The organism is Bacillus methanolicus (genome assembly GCF_028888695.1).
Taxonomy (GTDB): Bacteria; Bacillota; Bacilli; order Bacillales; family Cytobacillaceae; genus Bacillus_Z; species Bacillus_Z methanolicus_B.
Genome location: NZ_PNFF01000002.1, coordinates 550,001 through 570,000, shown reverse-complemented (window position 1 = coordinate 570,000; position 20,000 = coordinate 550,001). Strand labels below are relative to the sequence as shown.

Sequence of the window (20,000 nt, the reverse complement as noted above, 5' to 3'; positions counted from 1 at the left end):
CTAAACAGTCGCCTTCGCTTTTCGAATAATCCTTAGAAAGGAGGTGATCCAGCCGCACCTTCCGATACGGCTACCTTGTTACGACTTCACCCCAATCATCTGTCCCACCTTAGGCGGCTGGCTCCTTACGGTTACCTCACCGACTTCGGGTGTTACAGACTCTCGTGGTGTGACGGGCGGTGTGTACAAGGCCCGGGAACGTATTCACCGCGGCATGCTGATCCGCGATTACTAGCGATTCCGGCTTCATGCAGGCGAGTTGCAGCCTGCAATCCGAACTGAGAATGGTTTTTTGGGATTGGCTCAACCTCGCGGTCTCGCAGCCCTTTGTACCATCCATTGTAGCACGTGTGTAGCCCAGGTCATAAGGGGCATGATGATTTGACGTCATCCCCACCTTCCTCCGGTTTGTCACCGGCAGTCACCTTAGAGTGCCCAACTGAATGCTGGCAACTAAGGTCAAGGGTTGCGCTCGTTGCGGGACTTAACCCAACATCTCACGACACGAGCTGACGACAACCATGCACCACCTGTCACTCTGTCCCCCGAAGGGGAACGTCCTGTCTCCAGGATTGTCAGAGGATGTCAAGACCTGGTAAGGTTCTTCGCGTTGCTTCGAATTAAACCACATGCTCCACCGCTTGTGCGGGCCCCCGTCAATTCCTTTGAGTTTCAGCCTTGCGGCCGTACTCCCCAGGCGGAGTGCTTAATGCGTTAGCTGCAGCACTAAAGGGCGGAAACCCTCTAACACTTAGCACTCATCGTTTACGGCGTGGACTACCAGGGTATCTAATCCTGTTTGCTCCCCACGCTTTCGCGCCTCAGCGTCAGTTACAGACCAGAGAGCCGCCTTCGCCACTGGTGTTCCTCCACATCTCTACGCATTTCACCGCTACACGTGGAATTCCGCTCTCCTCTTCTGCACTCAAGTTCCCCAGTTTCCAATGACCCTCCACGGTTGAGCCGTGGGCTTTCACATCAGACTTAAGGAACCGCCTGCGCGCGCTTTACGCCCAATAATTCCGGACAACGCTTGCCACCTACGTATTACCGCGGCTGCTGGCACGTAGTTAGCCGTGGCTTTCTGGTCAGGTACCGTCAAGGTACCGCCCTATTCGAACGGTACTTGTTCTTCCCTGACAACAGAGCTTTACGACCCGAAGGCCTTCTTCGCTCACGCGGCGTTGCTCCGTCAGACTTTCGTCCATTGCGGAAGATTCCCTACTGCTGCCTCCCGTAGGAGTCTGGGCCGTGTCTCAGTCCCAGTGTGGCCGATCACCCTCTCAGGTCGGCTACGCATCGTCGCCTTGGTGAGCCGTTACCTCACCAACTAGCTAATGCGCCGCGGGCCCATCTGTAAGTGATAGCCGAAGCCATCTTTCAGCTCTTTCCCATGCGGGAAAGAGGATTATCCGGTATTAGCTCCGGTTTCCCGAAGTTATCCCAGTCTTACAGGCAGGTTGCCCACGTGTTACTCACCCGTCCGCCGCTGACTTCAGGGAGCAAGCTCCCATCAGTCCGCTCGACTTGCATGTATTAGGCACGCCGCCAGCGTTCGTCCTGAGCCAGGATCAAACTCTCCAAAAAAGAGTAAGATATAAGCTCATAAATAATAGAATTAACTCTGGCTAGTTTCGGCTCCCAACTTCTCGGTCATTTCGCTTCTTCTGTCAAAGTCTTTAAGGACTTTTCCGCCAGAAGCTCCAATGCCCTTCGAAGCTAACCGGTCGCCTCCACTTTTAATTGTTGACGCTTTTGTTTGTTCAGTTTTCAAAGAACAAGGTTACTGACTTCAATCACACCGTGATGAACATCAGTGAATTCCCTTCATGCTACCTTGCGACGAGCTGAAGATTTGCATCTTCGAATACTCTGTGGCGCAGGAGCAATTTAAATAATTTTTAAAACTATCACTAAGATTTATTAAAGAAATTCATATTAATTTCTTTTCATATCGCTCATAGGCGACTTTTTTAATATAACATTTTCATGTTGTTATGTCAACAACTTTTTTTATCTTTTTATGATCGCGTTATTCGCGACAACGATTTATATAATAACATCATTATATAGGGTCGTCAATATCTTTTTTATAAAAAAACCGCTGATGTTGACAGCGGCTTTTCACCTTATAATATCCATGTTTGAATCACAACTAACGCGCACAAGCCGGGAATTCCTAGGATTCCGGAAACCGCAGAAGTTGCTAGATTAATCGGAACATATATTCCAAAATGATTCCCGAAGGCATTTAAGAAAAATAAAAGAAGCGCCCCTATTAGTACTTTAATGAATAATTGCCCGACAAAACGTACAGGTTTCACAGGAGCCCCTGCAAAAAGAAGCAATATGATTAATGCACCCAAAATGGAAATGACAACAATCGGTTCCACTTACTTCAGATCCCCCTCTTACTTACAACTTGTACTAAAAATATATGTCTTTAACTGTAAAAAAGACCAAGGGGAAGACTTCTAATCTATTTCCTAATAGAAATCTTTCTTTGCTTCGCCTCTTTAAATAGAAAAAAATACTTGGCTTCAGCAAGTTTTGCCTGGCATATGACATCTTCGGAAGGGTCCAAACTTTTTTCCACCAGCGATTTTTGGTTTTCCCATTGTTTTTTTAACTCTTCTAATTGGCAAATAAGCTTTTGATCAAATTCTTTGCGCAGCCATCCTTTTCGTCGTCGCCGAAAAAACATCACGCATTTCCCTCCCGATCAGCTATATTTCTCTTCGGCCTTCGAGGGCTTTTGATAATGTTACTTCATCTGCATATTCAAGGTCTCCTCCGACAGGAAGTCCGTGCGCGATTCTTGTTATTTTAATCCCGGATGGTTTTAACAATCTTGAAATGTACATCGCGGTTGCTTCCCCTTCAATATTCGGGTTTGTTGCTAAAATGACTTCCTGTACAGTTTCATCTTGAAGTCTTTTCAGCAAATCCGAAATATTTATATCCTCAGGACCAATCCCATCCATTGGTGAAATTGCTCCATGAAGAACGTGATAAAGGCCATTAAATTCTTTCATCTTCTCCATTGCAATAACATCTTTCGGGTCCTGAACCACGCAAATGATGCTCCTGTCTCTGCGCTGGTCTTCACAAATATAGCAAGGATCCTCATCAGTAATATGTCCGCAAACAGTGCAATATGATAAATTTCGTTTCGCATTTACTAAAGCTTTTGCAAAATCAAGGACTGTATCTTCTTTCATACTCAGTACAAAAAAAGCCAGACGTGCGGCCGTTTTCGGGCCGATCCCTGGCAATTTCATAAAGCTGTCAATCAGCTTGGATATCGGTTCCGGATAATGCATAGTAACAAATTCCTCCTAGAATATTCCCGGAAGGTTTAGTCCCTTTGTAAATTGACCCATTGTTTCATTCGCTAACTCTTCTGCTTTTTTCAAGGCATCATTTACAGCCGCCAACACAAGATCTTCAAGCATTTCAACATCATCAGGGTCAACTGCCTCTTGGTTGATTTTTACTTCTACAATTTCTTTATGGCCGGTTGCAATCACTGTTACCATCCCGCCGCCGGCTGTTCCTTCCACTTTCTTTTCTCCCAATTCTTCTTGAGCTTGTGCCATTTTCTTTTGCATTTTTTGCATTTGCTTCATCATATTTTGCATATTACCCATACCACGCATAATTGTAACCCTCCATTTATTCTTTTATTTCAATTAACTCTTCACCAAAAAGCTTTTTGGCTTCGGCAACAATCGGATCTTCTTCTTTCGCTTCCGAACTATCTTCTTTCCCATCTGTATGATTACCTTGCAAAAATTCTTCTCGGATTTTAAACCACTGATCTTCAGGTACGCCTACAATTTCAAACCTTTTCCCCGTTAGTTCTTGAAGGACCCCTGAGATCGCCTCTAAAAATTTGGCGTTTTCCATCGCCATCTGGCAATGGATTTCATATTTAAATTTTATAATAAATGCATGACTCGACGCAGCCACCGGTTCAGCTTCGTTTAATAAAGCTGCCTGGGAACGCATTTGCCTGCCTACTAGGGAATCAAGCATATCGCCCCAGCTGCTTTTTATGACATGAAGATCCGGTTTTGTAGCCTGTTTAAGAATTTCATTAATTCTTCCGACCGGTGCTTTAAAACCTCTCCGCGTGCTTCTTTGAGGTTTATTTTGAACAGCGTTCTGAGGTTCCTGGCCAACAGAAATGCCATTTGCTTTCAGTTGGCGTATTTCATCTTCCAGTTGTTCAATCCGGTTGATTAGCTTCTGAACGTCATGTGATGGCTGATCGAAAGCCGGTTTTTCAAGCTGGCAAAGCTTTACGATCGCAACCTCTAAAAAAATCTTCGGATGATTTGTCCAGCGCATATCTTGCTGGGCTTTATTTAATGTGTCAATTAGCTCATAAATGATATCCGAACTCATTTCATTTGCCAGCGCAAGAAAATCTTCATCAATCATGACTCTTTCCAACGATTCTTCAAGAGAGGGCGCTGCCTTGTATAACAGCATGTCACGATAATAGTGAATCAAGTCTTCAATAAATCTCACGGGATCTTTTCCCGAAAAAAGCAATTCTTCTAAAGCTTCCAGTCCGCTGGCCACATCTTTTTCATATATTGCCCGGGCAAGTTTATTTAAAAATCCTTGGGATACAGACCCGGTTATCGTTAATGCATCCTCAACTGTGACGCGGTCCCTGCTAAAAGAGATCGCCTGATCAAGCAAACTTAGCGCGTCCCTCATTCCGCCTTCTGCAGCTCTCGCGATGACTTCTAAAGACCCCTCTTCATAGTCCACACCCGTCTGATCGGCGATTAATTTCATTCTATTCACAATCGCCTTTGCAGTGATTCGTTTAAAATCAAACCGCTGGCATCTTGAAATAATTGTTAGCGGAATCTTATGCGGCTCTGTTGTGGCCAAAATAAAAATAACATGCTTCGGAGGTTCCTCTAAAGTCTTCAATAGCGCATTAAACGCACCGATGGAGAGCATATGCACTTCGTCTACTATGTAAACTTTGTATTTAACAGCACTCGGTGCATATTTAACTTTATCGCGAATATCACGGATTTCTTCTACCCCATTGTTGGACGCTGCATCAATTTCAATTACATCAGGAATTGAACCATCGGTTATCCCTTTGCAGGCAGGGCATTCATTGCACGGTTCCTGAACAGGCGCCCGTTCACAGTTCACAGCTTTTGCGAGAATTTTAGCTGCACTCGTTTTCCCTGTTCCACGGGGTCCTGAAAAAAGATAAGCGTGCGAGATTTTTTGCTGAAGCAGGGCGTTTTGCAATGTCTTCGTCACATGTTCCTGTCCGACTACGTCAAGAAAAGTCTGTGGACGCCAAACACGATATAAAGCTTGATAACTCAAGTGACACCGCCCCCTTCCATTTTGTATCCTCCCTATTATAACGTACTTATTTTCACTTTTACAAAACGAAATTGCAAATTCATTAGAAAAGCACATTAATCGATAATAAACGCAAAAAACTCATCCTGCACACAGGATGAGTTGTCGTTTTATGTATAACTGCCGTGCACCTTCCGTCGACTGACACCCATAAGCGTTACTTAAGCAGTTAGCTCGGTCCAGGCAACCCTGCGGCACATGGGAGCGTCCACTTAATGCTGCTTCCTTCCGGACCTGACATGGTTCATGGATTCCCATTGCGCAGGACCCGGACGTCAACACCACTTACTTAAGGCAGACCCTACAGTATGGCAGCCTAAGGAAGGAATTCAGCCTCGCTGGAGCGGATTGCGAGTACAGGGCACCGCTACCTCCCCGCTTAGCACGGCAAAGTTGATACCTTATTAAGTTGCGCCATATGTGACGCATTTATTAGTATACTAATTTTAAATGGAAAAAGCAATGTTTATTCATTGTCAATTCCTGTATCTTCAGCCAGCCTGTTTTTCCGCTGTTCTTTCTCAGCCTTTTTCCTCTCACGAATCTTTCGGAAAAAGGCTGAAAGCAGTTGTCCGCATTCTTGTTCAAGAACACCTGCAACCACTTCACTTTGATGATTAAAACGAGTGTCCTGAAGCAAATTCATAAATGTTCCGGCACAACCGCCCTTTGGATCACTGGCGCCGTACACCACTTTGCTTATCCTTGATTGGATAATGGCACCGGAACACATGGCACAAGGCTCTAACGTAACATACAGCACCGCATTCTCAAGCCTCCATGTACCGAGTGCCTTGCACGCCTGGTCAATCGCAAGAAGCTCGGCGTGGGCAATCGCGTTCTGGTTTTTTTCCCGCAAATTATGAGCCCGGGCAATGATTTTGCCATCCAATACAATGACAGCACCAATCGGCACTTCTTCCATTTTTTCTGCTATTTTCGCTTCCTCAATCGCCAGTTTCATAAAATATTCATCTTGTTCACGAATATTAATCATGATTAAATCCCTTCTTGCTTGATTTCATAGCCAACACCCCACTACCTGCACACTCCTCCCCGCCCTGTTGAGGACGGGGGTCTTCTGCGCTGATTAGATGAAAAATTTTTGTATACTGGTATTCGCCTTCAAATTTAGAAAATTTCGCCTAACCGTTATTTCTTCCCTGACATGCTCATAAGATGATTGTAGCGTTTATTTCTCAGGGAGGGAAGAGAATGCAAATTCATGTAGTCCGGCAAAATCAGACATTATTCGAAATAGCCCAAACATACGGAACAACCGTTAATGACCTAATAGAAGCAAACGAAATACCAAACCCAAACAACCTTGTTGTTGGACAGACATTAGTGATCCCAATCATTGGAAGGTTTTACTGGGTGCAGCCAGGCGACAGTCTCTGGTCCATTTCCCGCAGATTTAACATTTCCGTGCAGCAACTTGCTTCTGTAAACCGTATTTCCCCTAATCAGCCGCTGCAAATTGGGTTTCGCCTCTATATTCCCCAAGGGCCAAAAACAAGAGGGGAATTTAATGGGTATGTAGAACCAAGGGGTACGTCTGTTGCACCGGAATTAGAAAACAGTGCAAGGGAAGCGGCGCCTTATTTAACCTATCTGGCTCCATTCAGCTTTCAAGCATTGAGGGACGGGTCCCTAAAAGAACCGCTGTTAAATAATTTCCCGGCTATTGCCCGTGCAAATAACAATGTGCTTATGATGGTCATTACAAACCAAGAAAATGACCAATTCAACGATGAATTAGGCCGGATTTTATTAAACGATATCGATATTCAAAATAGGTTTTTAAATAATATCGTCGCAACAGCAAAAAAATACGGGTTCCGGGATATTCACTTTGATTTTGAATACTTAAGGCCTGCTGACAGGGAAGCATACAATCGTTTCCTGCGAAAGGCGCGTGACCGTTTTAAGCAGGAAGGCTGGTTAATATCAACTGCTCTTGCCCCTAAAACAAGCGCAGATCAAAAGGGGCGCTGGTACGAAGCACATGATTATAGGGCGCATGGAGAAATTGTCGATTTTGTCGTAATAATGACATACGAATGGGGATATAGCGGAGGCCCGGCGATGGCTGTCTCACCGATTGGCCCTGTCAGAAATGTGCTTCAATATGCCGTCAGTGAGATGCCGTCTTCAAAAATTCTAATGGGGCAAAATTTATATGGCTACGACTGGACTCTGCCATTTGTAGAAGGCACCGTCGCTAAAGCAGTCAGCCCCCAGCAAGCAATCCAGCTTGCAGCCCGTTACAATGTCCCTATTCAATATGATACAAGAGCACAGGCCCCCTTCTTTCGTTATGTAGATGAAGAAGGAAAGAGGCATGAAGTATGGTTTGAGGATGCCCGTTCCATTCAAGCAAAATTCGATCTAATAAAAGAATTGAGACTAAGAGGAATGAGCTATTGGAAATTAGGGCTGTCGTTTCCGCAAAATTGGCTGCTTATTACAGATAACTTTAATGTCGTAAAACGGCCGTCTTAAAAGAATTCAATAATGATCAAACTAAGCTGCGAATCTAATTTCGGCAGCTTTTATTTTTTTCCTCTCCCATTCCATATCCCTTCCGCTCCAGAGTGTGTTAAAATGTTTTTTGTGTCATTTGGAACGACAGCATGTAAGAATATTTTATATTGTGAACATAAGAACATTTGTTCTATAATGAAGACGAAAATCTGGAAGATTTCCAAATGATCGTGAATGCACGCTTTGATTTATGCGGGAACAAACATCAAACAACTCACGGGTTTTAAATACAACAATCTTTAGAAGAGCCTATGGAAGTAAGTAAAGAGAAGGGGGACAAACTGTGGGGGGAACGCCATTTATAACTGTTGAAGGGCCGATTGGCGTAGGAAAAACATCTCTTGCAAAAGCGATTTCCGAACATTTTCAGTTCGCATTATTGAAAGAAATCGTTGACGAAAATCCTTTCCTCGGTAAATTTTATGAAAACATTGAGGAGTGGAGTTTTCAAACAGAAATGTTTTTTCTCTGCAACCGCTATAAACAGCTGAATGACATTAATGCCCATTATCTCAAGAACAAGAAACCGGTAGTAGCCGATTACCATATATTTAAAAACCTTATTTTTGCACAACGAACATTAAGCAATCAGGAGTATCAAAAGTATTTGAAGATTTATCAAATCTTAACAGAAGATATGCCAAAACCAAATGTCATTATTTATTTGCGTGCAAGTCTTGATACTCTTCTAAAAAGAATAAAAATAAGAGGGCGCGAAATTGAAAAAAATATTAGCCCGTTATATTTAGAGCAATTATCCATCGATTACGAAAATGCCATAAACAGCTTTGAAAAACAAAACCCCGACATTCCAGTTTTACAATTCAATGGCGATGAACTGGATTTTGTAAATAACCCGGACGATTTGAACTATATTATTGAAAAATTATCGACAACACTGAAAAAAGGAGTCTGCGAACATGGAACTTCGAACGAAATATAATATACCGTCCAATGCAGTCATTACGATAGCCGGAACGGTTGGGGTCGGCAAATCGACGATGACAAGAGCCTTGGCAAATGCTTTAGGGTTCCGAACCTCTTTTGAAAAAGTAGAAACAAATCCTTATTTAGATAAATTTTACGCTGATTTTAAACGCTGGAGCTTCCATTTGCAAATCTATTTTCTGGCGGAACGATTCAAAGAGCAAAAACGAATCTTCGAATACGGAGGCGGTTTTGTTCAGGACAGATCCATCTATGAAGATACCGGTATTTTTGCAAGGATGCATTATGAAAAAGGAACAATGTCAAAGGTAGATTATGAGACATATAGAAGCTTGTTTGAAGCGATGGTGATGACTCCATACTTTCCACACCCGGATTTATTAATTTATCTTGAAGGTTCTCTTGATGATATATTAACCCGCATAAAAGAACGGGGCCGGCCGATGGAACAGCAAACACCGGTTGAATATTGGAAAGAAATGCATGAACGCTATGAAAATTGGATCAACTCGTTTAATGCATGCCCTGTTCTCCGCTTAAACATAAACGATTATGATGTTGTTGACGATGAAAGTTCGATCGAACCAATTGTTGAACGAATTTCCTACGTTTTAAAACAGACACAGCTATATAAAAAATAAGAGCCGCTGTTTTTACGGCGACTCTTTTTTTGTGCTATTTCCATGTTAGGGTTGGGAGTTTAAACTCATGCTCGTTTTTTGTACAAAAAAAAATTCGTTACAACATGTGTAACGAATTTTTATCTCCAATTTTTATGCGCAGTGGTATTACAAATTCGATAATGGTGGAGGAAGAGGGATTCGAACCCCCGCGGGCTTTGACACCCCTGTCGGTTTTCAAGACCGATCCCTTCAGCCAGACTTGGGTATTCCTCCATATCGACAACAAATAATATAGCATAGCCTTATTAAAAAGTCAACAATCAAAAAAAGATTTTTTCCGAGCGGGTTTCCCCGCCCGGAAGTGTTCTTAGTTTTTCGGAGCAATTACTTCCCGGTTGCCCATATAAGGACGCAGCACCTCCGGAATGATCACCGTTCCGTCTTCTTGCTGATAGTTTTCCAAAATGGCTGCTACCGTTCTTCCAATCGCAAGCCCTGAACCGTTTAATGTATGCACATGCTCCGGTTTTGCTTTCGGGTCGCGGCGGAAACGAATATTTGCTCGGCGAGCTTGGAAAGCCTCAAAATTACTGCAAGAAGAAATTTCACGGTACGTATTATAGCTTGGCAACCAAACTTCAATATCATATTTCTTTGCGGCAGTAAATCCTAAATCTCCTGTACACATGCTCATAACACGGTATGGCAAACCAAGCAATTGCAAGACTTTTTCCGCATGAGCTGTCAGTTTTTCCAATTCTTCATAAGAATCTTCAGGCTTTACAAATTTTACGAGCTCTACTTTATTAAATTGATGCTGGCGGATCAAACCGCGTGTATCACGTCCCGCAGAACCCGCTTCAGAACGGAAACATGCACTGAATGCTGCATAATTAATTGGGAGGTCATCCGCATTTAAAATTTCATCGCGATGCAAATTCGTTACAGGCACTTCTGCTGTCGGAATTAAGAAATAATCTTCACTTTCAATTAAGAAAGCATCTTCTTCAAACTTAGGAAGCTGGCCTGTTCCTGTCATACTGGCGCGATTGACCAAATATGGCGGAAGAACTTCCTGATACCCATGTTCTTCTGTATGAAGATCAAGCATAAAGTTAAACAAAGCTCGCTCCAAGCGGGCACCCAATTTTTTATAGAAAACAAAGCGGCTTCCGGTTACTTTCCCGGCGCGCTCAAAATCAAGGATTCCAAGGTGGTCGGCAATCTCCCAGTGCGGTTTCACTTCAAAATGAAATTGCGGAACTTCTCCCCATTTGCGAACTTCTACGTTGTCATCTTCTGATTCCCCTACAGGAACGCTTTCATGAGGAATATTCGGGATGCTTAACAAAAGTTTTTCCAGTGTTTCTTCCACTGTTCGAAGTTCATCGTCTAATGCTTTAATCTTATCACCAACTTCTCTCATCTCTTTAATAAGATGGTCTGCATCCTTTTTTTCCCGTTTAAGAAGTGCAATCTGCTGTGATACTTCATTGCGCTTGCTTTTTAGCTGTTCACTTTCAACAATCAGCTCGCGTCGCTTTTGATCCAGCTCTTCAAATTTCCCTAAATCGGTTAAATCTTCACCACGGTGCTGGAGCAATTTTTTTACTTCCGCAAAATTTGCTCTTAAATATTTTAAATCAAGCATATAAAAAACCTCCTTTAAAATATTTGCTTTAATGAATCAAGACACCAATTAACCTAAATAAAAAACTCCCGTCCCCAAAAAAGGGACGAGAGTTACCCGCGTTGCCACCCTAGTTGAAGGCAATACTTTGCCTTCCACTTCTATAGATAACGGCTGAAACCGAAAGTATTTACTAGCCTTAAGGCGTTCCATACTTTGCTCAAGGACGGATTCACAACTTTCATTCACCGGTTCACACCAGCCACCGGCTCTCTTGAGAATTTCAAGCTGCTACTAGTTCCTCTCATTGCTTTAGCTTATTAAAAATTTTTATCAATTCATAATGTACTATAATTATGAGTATGCTGCAACCACTTTATACGGGTTGAGTTTCTTTAGCTTCTTTCACCATATTAATAAAATATTGTGTGAAACGGTTGTCATCTGTTAACTCTGGGTGGAATGAACATCCAAGAAACCGCCCATCCCTTGCTGCTACAATACGGCCATTGTGTTTAGAAAGAATTTCAACATTTTCCCCGGCTTCCACAATATGAGGAGCTCGAATGAATACAGCTGTAAAATCTTCTGCAACCCCGGCAATATCAAGTTCAGCTTCAAAACTTTCTCGCTGACGCCCAAAAGAATTGCGCTCAACTACGACATCCATAACTCCAATATGAGGCTCGTCATAGCCGACAATTTTTTTGGCTAAAAGAATCAAACCTGCGCAAGTTCCGAACATTGGTTTTCCTTGCCGGGCAAATTCTTTTAATTCATCCATAAAATCGTACTTGTCAATTAAACGGCGCATGGTCGTGCTTTCTCCACCCGGAAGAATAAGCCCATCCACTTCAGCCAGTTGCTCTTTTCGCTTAATAACGACGGCTTCGGCACCGGACTCTTCGATCGAGCGGACATGTTCACGAACAGCGCCTTGCAAGCCTAATACACCAATTTTTATCATTTGCTTACTCCTTACCAGCCTCGTTCTTGCATACGAGCTTCAGGCGCTAATGTAGAAATTTCAATGCCTTTCATCGGAGTTCCTAATCCTTTTGAAAGTTCAGCAATTAACTCATAGTCCTGATAATGAGTTGTCGCTTCAACAATCGCTCTTGCATATTTGGCTGGATTTTCAGATTTAAAAATACCGGAACCAACGAACACTCCATCCGCGCCAAGCTGCATCATTAAAGCAGCATCTGCAGGGGTCGCAACACCGCCGGCCGCAAAGTTAACAACCGGAAGACGGCCAAGGCGCTTAATTTCTAACAGGACTTCATAAGGAGCTCCTAAAAGCTTAGCTTCTGTCATAAGCTCGTCCTCACTCATGCCTACAACTTTGCGCACTTGAGCATTTACTTTACGGATGTGGCGCACTGCTTCCACAATATTTCCTGTACCGGGTTCCCCTTTTGTACGAAGCATGGAAGCCCCTTCCCCAATGCGGCGTGCTGCTTCGCCAAGATCACGGCATCCGCAAACAAACGGAACAGTGTACTCTTTTTTATTTAGATGAAATTCTTCATCAGCAGGAGTAAGTACTTCACTTTCATCAATATAATCAACTCCCATAGCCTCAAGCACACGTGCCTCAACAATATGGCCGATGCGTGCTTTTGCCATTACAGGAATGGAAACTGCATTCATAACTTCTTCAATAATGCGCGGATCAGCCATTCTGGCTACACCGCCGGCCGCACGAATATCAGAAGGAACGCGTTCTAAAGCCATAACTGCAACAGCGCCGGCTTCTTCGGCAATTTTTGCCTGCTCAGCATTCACAACGTCCATAATGACGCCGCCTTTTTGCATTTCTGCCATTCCGCGTTTCACTCGATCTGTACCTGTTTTCATTCTTCTTCCCCCTTATGGTGCCCAACGACTGGGTTGTATTAACACTCCTTATTTAAAAAAGGAAAATTAAACGATATGAATCGGAAATATTCCATAATGAAAATAAACACCAAAAAGGGTCTCCTGTCAAGACCAAGAGACCCTTGTAATTAAAACCATCCCTTTACTGCAGAGGATACGCTTCCCCATACATCTCCGAAAAATCCGCCGATTCCGCGCATCATTAATACAAACCAGTTTGCTTTTTCAACGGTTTCAGCAGCCACAACATCGACTTTCATCTTTCCATTTTCCGTTAAAAAGCCTAGATCTTCATTTTTAGTCTCTAATGTAAGATAGCCGACTTTTTCGCCTTTTTTAATCGGAGCAGTCAATTCGCCATTTTCATTTAATTTCTTTTTATCAATGACTAAAACCGGCTTATAGTTTGCTTTTTCCCCGTTCTTAACAACCATCTTAATGGCATCTTTCGTTTGAATTTTAACTTGATCTTCTTTCCCTTTCACAACCGGCAAAGTCTTCTTTCCTTTTACCTGATAATTTTTCGGAACAATTTCTTCCTCTTTAAAATTGGTAAAGGCATAATCAAACATTTTTCTCGTTTCATCAAATCGTGCTTTATAACCGCCTTTTCCGCTTGCATCTTTCGCATTCATAACAACGGTAATGAATCGTTTTCCATCACGGCTTGCCGTACCGGTAAAACAATATCCGGCAAAATCAGTCGTACCTGTTTTAAGCCCGTCCACACCTTCATAACCATATACAAGGCTAGGAAGCATCCAGTTCCAGTTGTCCATCTTAATTTCGTCGTCTGTACCTTCCCTGAACTTTTTAGATGGAGTGCTTGCTGTTTTTAATACTTCAGGGAATTTATTAATTAAATGAAAAGCCAGTTTTGCCGTAGCCCGGGCAGACATAACATTTTCTTCTTCAGCGCCCCCTGCAGGATGCTGGCCTTTTAAATCACGGTTATTTAAACCTGTAGCATTAACAAACTTGTAATCTTTCAATCCGAGTTCTTTTGCTTTTTCATTCATCATTTTTACAAAATTCTTTTCAGAACCGGCAATGATTTCCGCAATCGCCGCAGTCGCTCCATTCGCGGAATAAATTGTCATTGCTTCATATAATTCACGTACTTTGTATTTGCCGTCGCGCCGTAAAGGAACGTTTGATAATGCACGGTCCTGTGAAAGTTTATATACATATTCACTGACAGAGTATTCCTGCTCCCATTTAACCTTACCTTCTTTTATCGCTTCTAGCAAAATATATTCTGTCATCATTTTCGTCATGCTGGCAATTCCAAGCACAGTATCAGGGTTTTTTTCGTATAAAATCTTTCCTGTTTTTGCATCTACTAGAATGGCAGCATCTGCATGAATATTTAAAGCATCTTCTGCTGCTGCTTTGTTGTTCCCCGAAAGAATGCCAAAGAACAACAGAGCGGCCATCATGATCGCAACTGTTTTACGATAGAAATGTTTGTTCACAGTAATGCCCCTCCAACGATTTATTACACTTTCGTTATTTTAACATAACTCGATACCGATGGATAGACAGAGTTATTACCTATTATTTCTGCCAATTTATGTATCATTCAAAAAATAAGCAGTCGAAACAAGATGATTACGATCTATTTTTCAAAATAAAAAAGAGGGAAGAAATTTTCTTCCCCGCTTTGTTATTAAGATAATGAGTAATTTGGCGCTTCCTTAGTAATTTGAATATTGTGCGGATGGCTTTCTCTTAATCCGGCCCCGGTCATACGGATGAACTGGGCATTTTCTCTTAAATCTTTAAGATCTTTTGCTCCGCAATAGCCCATACCGGACCGAAGTCCTCCAACTAACTGATAAATAGTATCTGCAAGTGGTCCTTTGTAAGGAACACGCCCCTCAATTCCTTCCGGTACAAATTTTTTATTATCTTCTTGGAAATAACGGTCTTTTGAACCTTTTTCCATTGCAGCTACAGAGCCCATTCCCCGATATACTTTAAAGCGGCGGCCTTGATATATTTCCGTTTCCCCTGGGCTTTCGGAGACACCGGCCAGGAGGCTTCCAAGCATGACGGCATGCCCGCCTGCTGCGAGAGCTTTTACAATGTCGCCGGAAAACTTAATTCCTCCGTCAGCGATAACGGCTTTTCCATATTTTCTTGCTTCTGTTGCACAATCATACACAGCCGTAATTTGAGGCACACCCACACCCGCCACTACACGGGTAGTACAGATAGAGCCCGGTCCGATACCTACTTTTACAATATCTGCCCCGGCTTCAATTAAATCTCTTGTCCCTTCTGCAGTGGCCACATTTCCTGCAATGATCGTTAAATCAGGATATGCATTCCGAATCTCTCTTACCGTATTTAATACGCCTATTGAATGGCCATGAGCTGTGTCAACCACAATCACATCAACATTCGCCTTTACAAGCTTTTCAACCCGCATCATCGTATCCTTCGTTACGCCGACTGCAGCTCCTACTAAAAGCCTTCCTTTTGCATCTTTTGCTGAGTTTGGAAACTCAATGACTTTTTCAATATCCTTTATCGTAATAAGGCCTTTTAATACACCTTTCTCGTCTACTAGTGGGAGCTTTTCGATTTTATGCTTTTGAAGGATTTTTTCGGCTTCGGTTAAAGTAGTACCTACTGGTGCCGTAACAAGATTTTCTTTTGTCATGACATCTGATATTTTCATGGAAAAGTCCTGGATAAAGCGCATATCACGGTTCGTAATAATTCCAACTAATTTTTGTTCGTTTTCATTATTTACTATTGGAACTCCGGAAATACGATATTTACCCATAAGGTGTTCTGCATCGTAAACTTGATGGTCGGGAGTCAAGAAAAACGGATCTGTTATGACACCGCTCTCTGAGCGTTTTACTTTATCTACCTGATCTGCCTGCTGCTCAATTGACATGTTTTTATGAATAATCCCGAGTCCTCCCTGCCGAGCCATGGCAATAGCTAATTCTGCTTCTGTAACTGTATCCATGCCGGCACTAATGATTGGAATATTCAATTTGATTTTTTCCGACAATTCAACTTGAAGATTCACATCACGGGGAAGCACTTCAGATTTTGCCGGGATCAAAAGGACATCATCAAACGTTAACCCTTCTTTAACAAACTTATTTTCCCACATAGTATTTACCCCCTGGACAAGAAAATATTATTTGTAGGTTATCAATTGGTTAAAATACTGTCAAGGATGCTGGAATAAGTTTGATTTTTCTAAAAAATCGGAGGTTTCAATCGTGTTATTTTCTTATAAAGACTGGAACAATTTTTCTTATTTTTTTTCTGCTTCTTCAACACAGAGTTTTTTGAAGAAAAATTACAATGAATTGCAAATTGAAAACCCAGAACAAAAGAGCTATGAGAACTGTTACCGCTTTCTTTATTATTTAGAACACGCCAAAGTTTATTATGAACAAGCAGATAAATCTCCGCTAATGATCAAGCCGGTTTTATTATTTTACGGACTCATTCACCTAATAAAAGCGTGTATTTTAACAACGGACCCGAATTATCCAGAAACAACAGCAGTACTCGCCCATGGAGTATCAACCCGAAAACGGAAGAAACAACATTACAGTTTTTTTCAGGATGAAGTAAAGTTTCAAAGAAGCGGCCTTTTCCCGCTCATGGTTGAAAAAATGTTTCACATGAAACATTTGGAAGGCGATAAAGCAACAATGGGTGATTTATTGAAACAAATACCTGAACTTTCCGAATTATTCATGCAGTTCAGAGGGGAGGAAACCTTTCTAAAAATTTCTATGCAAGATGGCCATTATCTTATCCCAAAGAAAATTCTTGACTCTTTTCACATGACCGAAAATCGTTTTATAGAATTTTATAAATCACGGTCAGCAGTCCAAGCCTCATTTATCGAGCGGGAAGGAGATTTTTTCGAGCTAGACCTTGAAATGAAATCTAATTATGAACCTGCCCCTATAAAATTCAACTTATGGGATGGGTGTTATTCGCTTCCTCTGAAAAAAAACAGCCTTTTTCATTTTCCGGAACTGCTTATTCACTATTTACTTTTATATAACTTAAGTATGATTTCACGGTATGAAACAGAATGGTGGAGCGAGCTGATCAAAATGATGCCCAATCAGGATTATCCTTTAATCCAATCGTTTTTAAATATTTCGATGGAAAAGACACCATTTTTAATCTATCAGTTTTTAAATAGCAAAAGGTAAATTGGAATATGAGCTAGAATTGGGCCGGGCTCCGAAGGACTTGTGAATAGGTTCCGAAATGGTTGCTTATTATGAAAAAGAGTTCTGCAATGGCGTTATGTAAGGATTTTTTGTTAAACAGAGAAGGAGGTAAACCAAGAAGGTTTTGCTAAGATTAGGTTAGGAAACTCTGTTTACCTTATAACATTTCGGCAAGATTGGAGGTCGCCGGCTAATAAGTACCTACGGGTTATATCTTGACTCGACGTCTCATAAACGGGAATAAGCTCTAAGAATGGGCGAAGGATCATTTGTCGGAGCAAAGGATCATATGTCTGAATAAAGGCGCATGATCAGAACGAAAGCTCATATTTCGGATTGAAGGTTCATTTGTCGGTTTGAAAGTTCATATTTCAGAATGAAGGATCATTTGTCGGAGAGAAGGCTCATATTTCGGTACGAGGGCTCATAAATCAAAACGAAGGCTCATTTATCAGAATGAAGGCTCATATCTAAAAATAAAGGCTCATATATCAAAATAAGGGCTCATAAAATGAAATAAAGACTTATAACCTTTCGAAGAGCAAAATTCAGAGGGAGTAAACCTCTAAAAATCACGTGTTATTTCCACCTTTCAGCTAAAAAACGGCTCTTTTTTCGATAATATCACCGTCAAAATACAAAAAAGAACAACCAAAACTGGTTGTTCTTTCATTTTGCCTGGCAGCGTCCTACTCTCGCAGGGGCAATGCCCCAACTACCATCGGCGCTGAGAAGCTTAACTTCCGTGTTCGGTATGGGAACGGGTGTGACCTTCTCGCCATCGCCACCAGGCTTATTTACTTGAGAATTCATTCTCTCAAAACTAGATAATGCATGAAGAAGTGAAGAACAATGAGCATCATTTTAATCCAGCGGGCTTCTTCCGCTTTTTTATTGGTGTCCGGTTCCGGCTCCTAGCCTCTCGAGGTCGCTTCGCTTCTTCTGTCAAAGTCTTAAGGACTTTTCCGCCAGAAGCTCCAGCGCTTGTCGAGGCTAAACAGTCGCCTCCACCTTTCTTATTTGGTTAAGTCCTCGATCGATTAGTATCTGTCAGCTCCACGTGTCGCCACGCTTCCACCTCAGACCTATCAACCTGATCATCTTTCAGGGATCTTACTAGCTTGACGCTATGGGAAATCTCATCTTGAGGGGGGCTTCATGCTTAGATGCTTTCAGCACTTATCCCTTCCGCACATAGCTACCCAGCGATGCCTTTGGCAAGACAACTGGTACACCAGCGGTGCGTCCATCCCGGTCCTCTCGTACTAAGGACAGCTCCTCTCAAATTTCCTGCGCCCGCGACGGATAGGGACCGAACTGTCTCACGACGTTCTGAACCCAGCTCGCGTACCGCTTTAATGGGCGAACAGCCCAACCCTTGGGACCGACTACAGCCCCAGGATGCGATGAGCCGACATCGAGGTGCCAAACCTCCCCGTCGATGTGGACTCTTGGGGGAGATAAGCCTGTTATCCCCGGGGTAGCTTTTATCCGTTGAGCGATGGCCCTTCCATGCGGAACCACCGGATCACTAAGCCCGACTTTCGTCCCTGCTCGACTTGTAGGTCTCGCAGTCAAGCTCCCTTCTGCCTTTACACTCTGCGAATGATTTCCAACCATTCTGAGGGAACCTTTGGGCGCCTCCGTTACCTTTTAGGAGGCGACCGCCCCAGTCAAACTGCCCACCTGACACTGTCTCCCGCCCCGATCAGGGGCGCGGGTTAGAATTTCAATACAGCCAGGGTAGTATCCCACCGACGCCTCCACACAAGCTGGCGCTCATGTCTCTCAGGCTCCTACCTATCCTGTACAAGCTGTACCAAAATTCAATATCAGGCTGCAGTAAAGCTCCACGGGGTCTTTCCGTCCTGTCGCGGGTAACCTGCATCTTCACAGGTACTATAATTTCACCGAGTCTCTCGTTGAGACAGTGCCCAGATCGTTACGCCTTTCGTGCGGGTCGGAACTTACCCGACAAGGAATTTCGCTACCTTAGGACCGTTATAGTTACGGCCGCCGTTTACTGGGGCTTCGATTCAGAGCTTCGCGTAAGCTAACCCCTCCTCTTAACCTTCCAGCACCGGGCAGGCGTCAGCCCCTATACTTCGCCTTGCGGCTTCGCAGAGACCTGTGTTTTTGCTAAACAGTCGCCTGGGCCTATTCACTGCGGCTTTTCCGGGCTATGCACCCAGAAAAGCACCCCTTCTCCCGAAGTTACGGGGTCATTTTGCCGAGTTCCTTAACGAGAGTTCTCTCGCTCACCTTAGGATTCTCTCCTCGCCTACCTGTGTCGGTTTGCGGTACGGGCACCTTTTTCCTCGCTAGAGGCTTTTCTTGGCAGTGTGGAATCAGGAACTTCGGTACTACATTTCCCTCGCCGTCACAGCTCCGCCTCATGCTAACGGGATTTGCCTCGTTAGCGGCCTAACTGCTTGGACGCGCTAATCCAGCAGCGCGCTTGCCCTATCCTCCTGCGTCCCCCCATTGCTCAAACGGAAAAGAGGTGGTACAGGAATATCAACCTGTTGTCCATCGCCTACGCCTTTCGGCCTCGGCTTAGGTCCCGACTAACCCTGAGCGGACGAGCCTTCCTCAGGAAACCTTAGGCATTCGGTGGATGGGATTCTCACCCATCTTTCGCTACTCATACCGGCATTCTCACTTCTAAGCGCTCCACCAGTCCTTGCGGTCTAGCTTCAACGCCCTTAGAACGCTCTCCTACCGCGGACACCAACG

15 protein-coding genes, 1 tRNA gene, 3 rRNA genes, 1 other RNA gene and 1 other annotated feature (1 of these 21 cut by a window edge) are annotated in these 20,000 nt (G+C 43.2%); of the genes, 4 read left to right on the top strand and 16 right to left on the bottom strand.

The features are described 5' to 3' along the window. Positions 1-36: 36 nt before the first annotated feature. From C0966_RS14395 to tadA, 8 genes are all read right to left on the bottom strand, one after another. Positions 37-1,587: ribosomal RNA gene (locus C0966_RS14395) — 16S ribosomal RNA — on the bottom strand. Positions 1,588-2,129: 542 nt separating this feature from the next. After that, positions 2,130-2,393: a pro-sigmaK processing inhibitor BofA family protein gene (locus C0966_RS14390; protein ID WP_274856421.1), complete on the bottom strand. Its 264-nt coding sequence runs from the start codon at positions 2,391-2,393 to the stop codon at positions 2,130-2,132. Between the two features lie 86 nt (positions 2,394-2,479). Further along, on the bottom strand, positions 2,480-2,704 hold the full coding sequence (locus tag C0966_RS14385) for a YaaL family protein (RefSeq protein ID WP_274856845.1): 225 nt from the start codon (positions 2,702-2,704) through the stop codon (positions 2,480-2,482). Positions 2,705-2,726: 22 nt separating this feature from the next. After that, positions 2,727-3,323 carry a recombination mediator RecR gene (gene recR, locus C0966_RS14380; protein ID WP_274856420.1) on the bottom strand — a complete coding sequence of 199 codons (597 nt, stop codon included), beginning with the start codon at positions 3,321-3,323 and terminating at the stop codon, positions 2,727-2,729. Between the two features lie 15 nt (positions 3,324-3,338). Next, positions 3,339-3,659 carry a YbaB/EbfC family nucleoid-associated protein gene (locus C0966_RS14375; protein WP_274856419.1) on the bottom strand — a complete coding sequence of 107 codons (321 nt, stop codon included), beginning with the start codon at positions 3,657-3,659 and terminating at the stop codon, positions 3,339-3,341. A gap of 16 nt (positions 3,660-3,675) precedes the next feature. After that, a complete protein-coding gene (gene dnaX / locus C0966_RS14370) occupies positions 3,676-5,370 on the bottom strand; it encodes a DNA polymerase III subunit gamma/tau (RefSeq protein WP_274856418.1) in 1,695 nt (564 codons plus the stop codon). Between the two features lie 162 nt (positions 5,371-5,532). Beyond that, positions 5,533-5,797, bottom strand: an RNA gene (gene ffs / locus C0966_RS14365) — signal recognition particle sRNA large type. 78 nt (positions 5,798-5,875) lie between these two features. Then, the gene (gene tadA, locus C0966_RS14360; protein WP_274856417.1) at positions 5,876-6,406 is read right to left on the bottom strand and encodes a tRNA adenosine(34) deaminase TadA; all 531 of its coding nucleotides are present in this window, start codon (positions 6,404-6,406) and stop codon (positions 5,876-5,878) included. Between the two features lie 218 nt (positions 6,407-6,624). Here tadA and C0966_RS14355 point away from each other — a divergent pair, with 218 nt between their 5' ends. The 3 genes from C0966_RS14355 to C0966_RS14345 all read left to right on the top strand — a co-directional run bounded on the left by C0966_RS14355 (position 6,625) and on the right by C0966_RS14345 (position 9,545). After that, positions 6,625-7,914 (top strand): glycoside hydrolase family 18 protein, encoded by a 1,290-nt coding sequence (locus tag C0966_RS14355; protein WP_274856416.1) that lies wholly within the window; start codon positions 6,625-6,627, stop codon positions 7,912-7,914. A 325-nt stretch (positions 7,915-8,239) separates the two neighbouring features. Beyond that, positions 8,240-8,899, top strand: a complete 660-nt coding sequence (locus C0966_RS14350) for a deoxynucleoside kinase (RefSeq protein WP_274856415.1) — start codon at positions 8,240-8,242, stop codon at positions 8,897-8,899. Beyond that, positions 8,877-9,545, top strand: coding sequence for a deoxynucleoside kinase (locus tag C0966_RS14345; protein ID WP_274856414.1), 669 nt, complete (start codon positions 8,877-8,879; stop codon positions 9,543-9,545). The genes C0966_RS14350 and C0966_RS14345 overlap by 23 nt, the downstream gene beginning before the upstream one ends. A gap of 162 nt (positions 9,546-9,707) precedes the next feature. On the opposite strand, the gene C0966_RS14340 is transcribed toward C0966_RS14345, so the two are convergent. The 6 genes from C0966_RS14340 to guaB form a co-directional block, all read right to left on the bottom strand. After that, positions 9,708-9,800 (bottom strand) — tRNA-Ser (locus tag C0966_RS14340). Positions 9,801-9,894: 94 nt separating this feature from the next. Next, positions 9,895-11,178: a serine--tRNA ligase gene (gene serS / locus C0966_RS14335; protein WP_274856413.1), complete on the bottom strand. Its 1,284-nt coding sequence runs from the start codon at positions 11,176-11,178 to the stop codon at positions 9,895-9,897. 78 nt (positions 11,179-11,256) lie between these two features. Beyond that, positions 11,257-11,474, bottom strand: a binding site (T-box leader). A gap of 59 nt (positions 11,475-11,533) precedes the next feature. Then, positions 11,534-12,124, bottom strand: coding sequence for a pyridoxal 5'-phosphate synthase glutaminase subunit PdxT (pdxT, locus tag C0966_RS14330; RefSeq protein ID WP_274856412.1), 591 nt, complete (start codon positions 12,122-12,124; stop codon positions 11,534-11,536). An 11-nt stretch (positions 12,125-12,135) separates the two neighbouring features. Then, the gene (pdxS, locus tag C0966_RS14325) at positions 12,136-13,017 is read right to left on the bottom strand and encodes a pyridoxal 5'-phosphate synthase lyase subunit PdxS (protein ID WP_274856411.1); all 882 of its coding nucleotides are present in this window, start codon (positions 13,015-13,017) and stop codon (positions 12,136-12,138) included. Between the two features lie 149 nt (positions 13,018-13,166). After that, complete coding sequence (locus C0966_RS14320; protein ID WP_425535958.1) at positions 13,167-14,477, bottom strand: D-alanyl-D-alanine carboxypeptidase family protein; 1,311 nt, start codon at positions 14,475-14,477, stop codon at positions 13,167-13,169. A gap of 230 nt (positions 14,478-14,707) precedes the next feature. Continuing rightward, entirely contained in the window at positions 14,708-16,174 is a 1,467-nt protein-coding gene (gene guaB / locus C0966_RS14315; protein WP_274856409.1) for an IMP dehydrogenase, read from the bottom strand. 112 nt (positions 16,175-16,286) lie between these two features. Here guaB and C0966_RS14310 point away from each other — a divergent pair, with 112 nt between their 5' ends. Continuing rightward, positions 16,287-17,243, top strand: a complete 957-nt coding sequence (locus C0966_RS14310) for a YaaC family protein (protein ID WP_274856408.1) — start codon at positions 16,287-16,289, stop codon at positions 17,241-17,243. A gap of 697 nt (positions 17,244-17,940) precedes the next feature. Here the strand turns inward: C0966_RS14310 and rrf are convergent. Continuing rightward, a 5S ribosomal RNA gene (gene rrf, locus C0966_RS14305) occupies positions 17,941-18,056 on the bottom strand. 228 nt (positions 18,057-18,284) lie between these two features. Next, positions 18,285-20,000 (bottom strand): 23S ribosomal RNA (locus C0966_RS14300); it runs 1,217 nt beyond the window's last position.

What these genes read in the sequence shown, in the direction of transcription:
- C0966_RS14385 (WP_274856845.1), bottom strand. Translation starts at nt 2,704, where the DNA reads ATGTTTTTTCGGCGACGACGAAAAGGATGGCTGCGCAAAGAATTTGAT.
- recR (WP_274856420.1), bottom strand. Translation starts at nt 3,323, where the DNA reads ATGCATTATCCGGAACCGATATCCAAGCTGATTGACAGCTTTATGAAA.
- C0966_RS14375 (WP_274856419.1), bottom strand. Translation starts at nt 3,659, where the DNA reads ATGCGTGGTATGGGTAATATGCAAAATATGATGAAGCAAATGCAAAAA.
- tadA (WP_274856417.1), bottom strand. Translation starts at nt 6,406, where the DNA reads ATGATTAATATTCGTGAACAAGATGAATATTTTATGAAACTGGCGATT.
- C0966_RS14355 (WP_274856416.1), top strand. Translation starts at nt 6,625, where the DNA reads ATGCAAATTCATGTAGTCCGGCAAAATCAGACATTATTCGAAATAGCC.
- C0966_RS14345 (WP_274856414.1), top strand. Translation starts at nt 8,877, where the DNA reads ATGGAACTTCGAACGAAATATAATATACCGTCCAATGCAGTCATTACG.
- serS (WP_274856413.1), bottom strand. Translation starts at nt 11,178, where the DNA reads ATGCTTGATTTAAAATATTTAAGAGCAAATTTTGCGGAAGTAAAAAAA.
- pdxT (WP_274856412.1), bottom strand. Translation starts at nt 12,124, where the DNA reads ATGATAAAAATTGGTGTATTAGGCTTGCAAGGCGCTGTTCGTGAACAT.
- pdxS (WP_274856411.1), bottom strand. Translation starts at nt 13,017, where the DNA reads ATGAAAACAGGTACAGATCGAGTGAAACGCGGAATGGCAGAAATGCAA.
- C0966_RS14320 (WP_425535958.1), bottom strand. Translation starts at nt 14,477, where the DNA reads ATGATGGCCGCTCTGTTGTTCTTTGGCATTCTTTCGGGGAACAACAAA.
- guaB (WP_274856409.1), bottom strand. Translation starts at nt 16,174, where the DNA reads ATGTGGGAAAATAAGTTTGTTAAAGAAGGGTTAACGTTTGATGATGTC.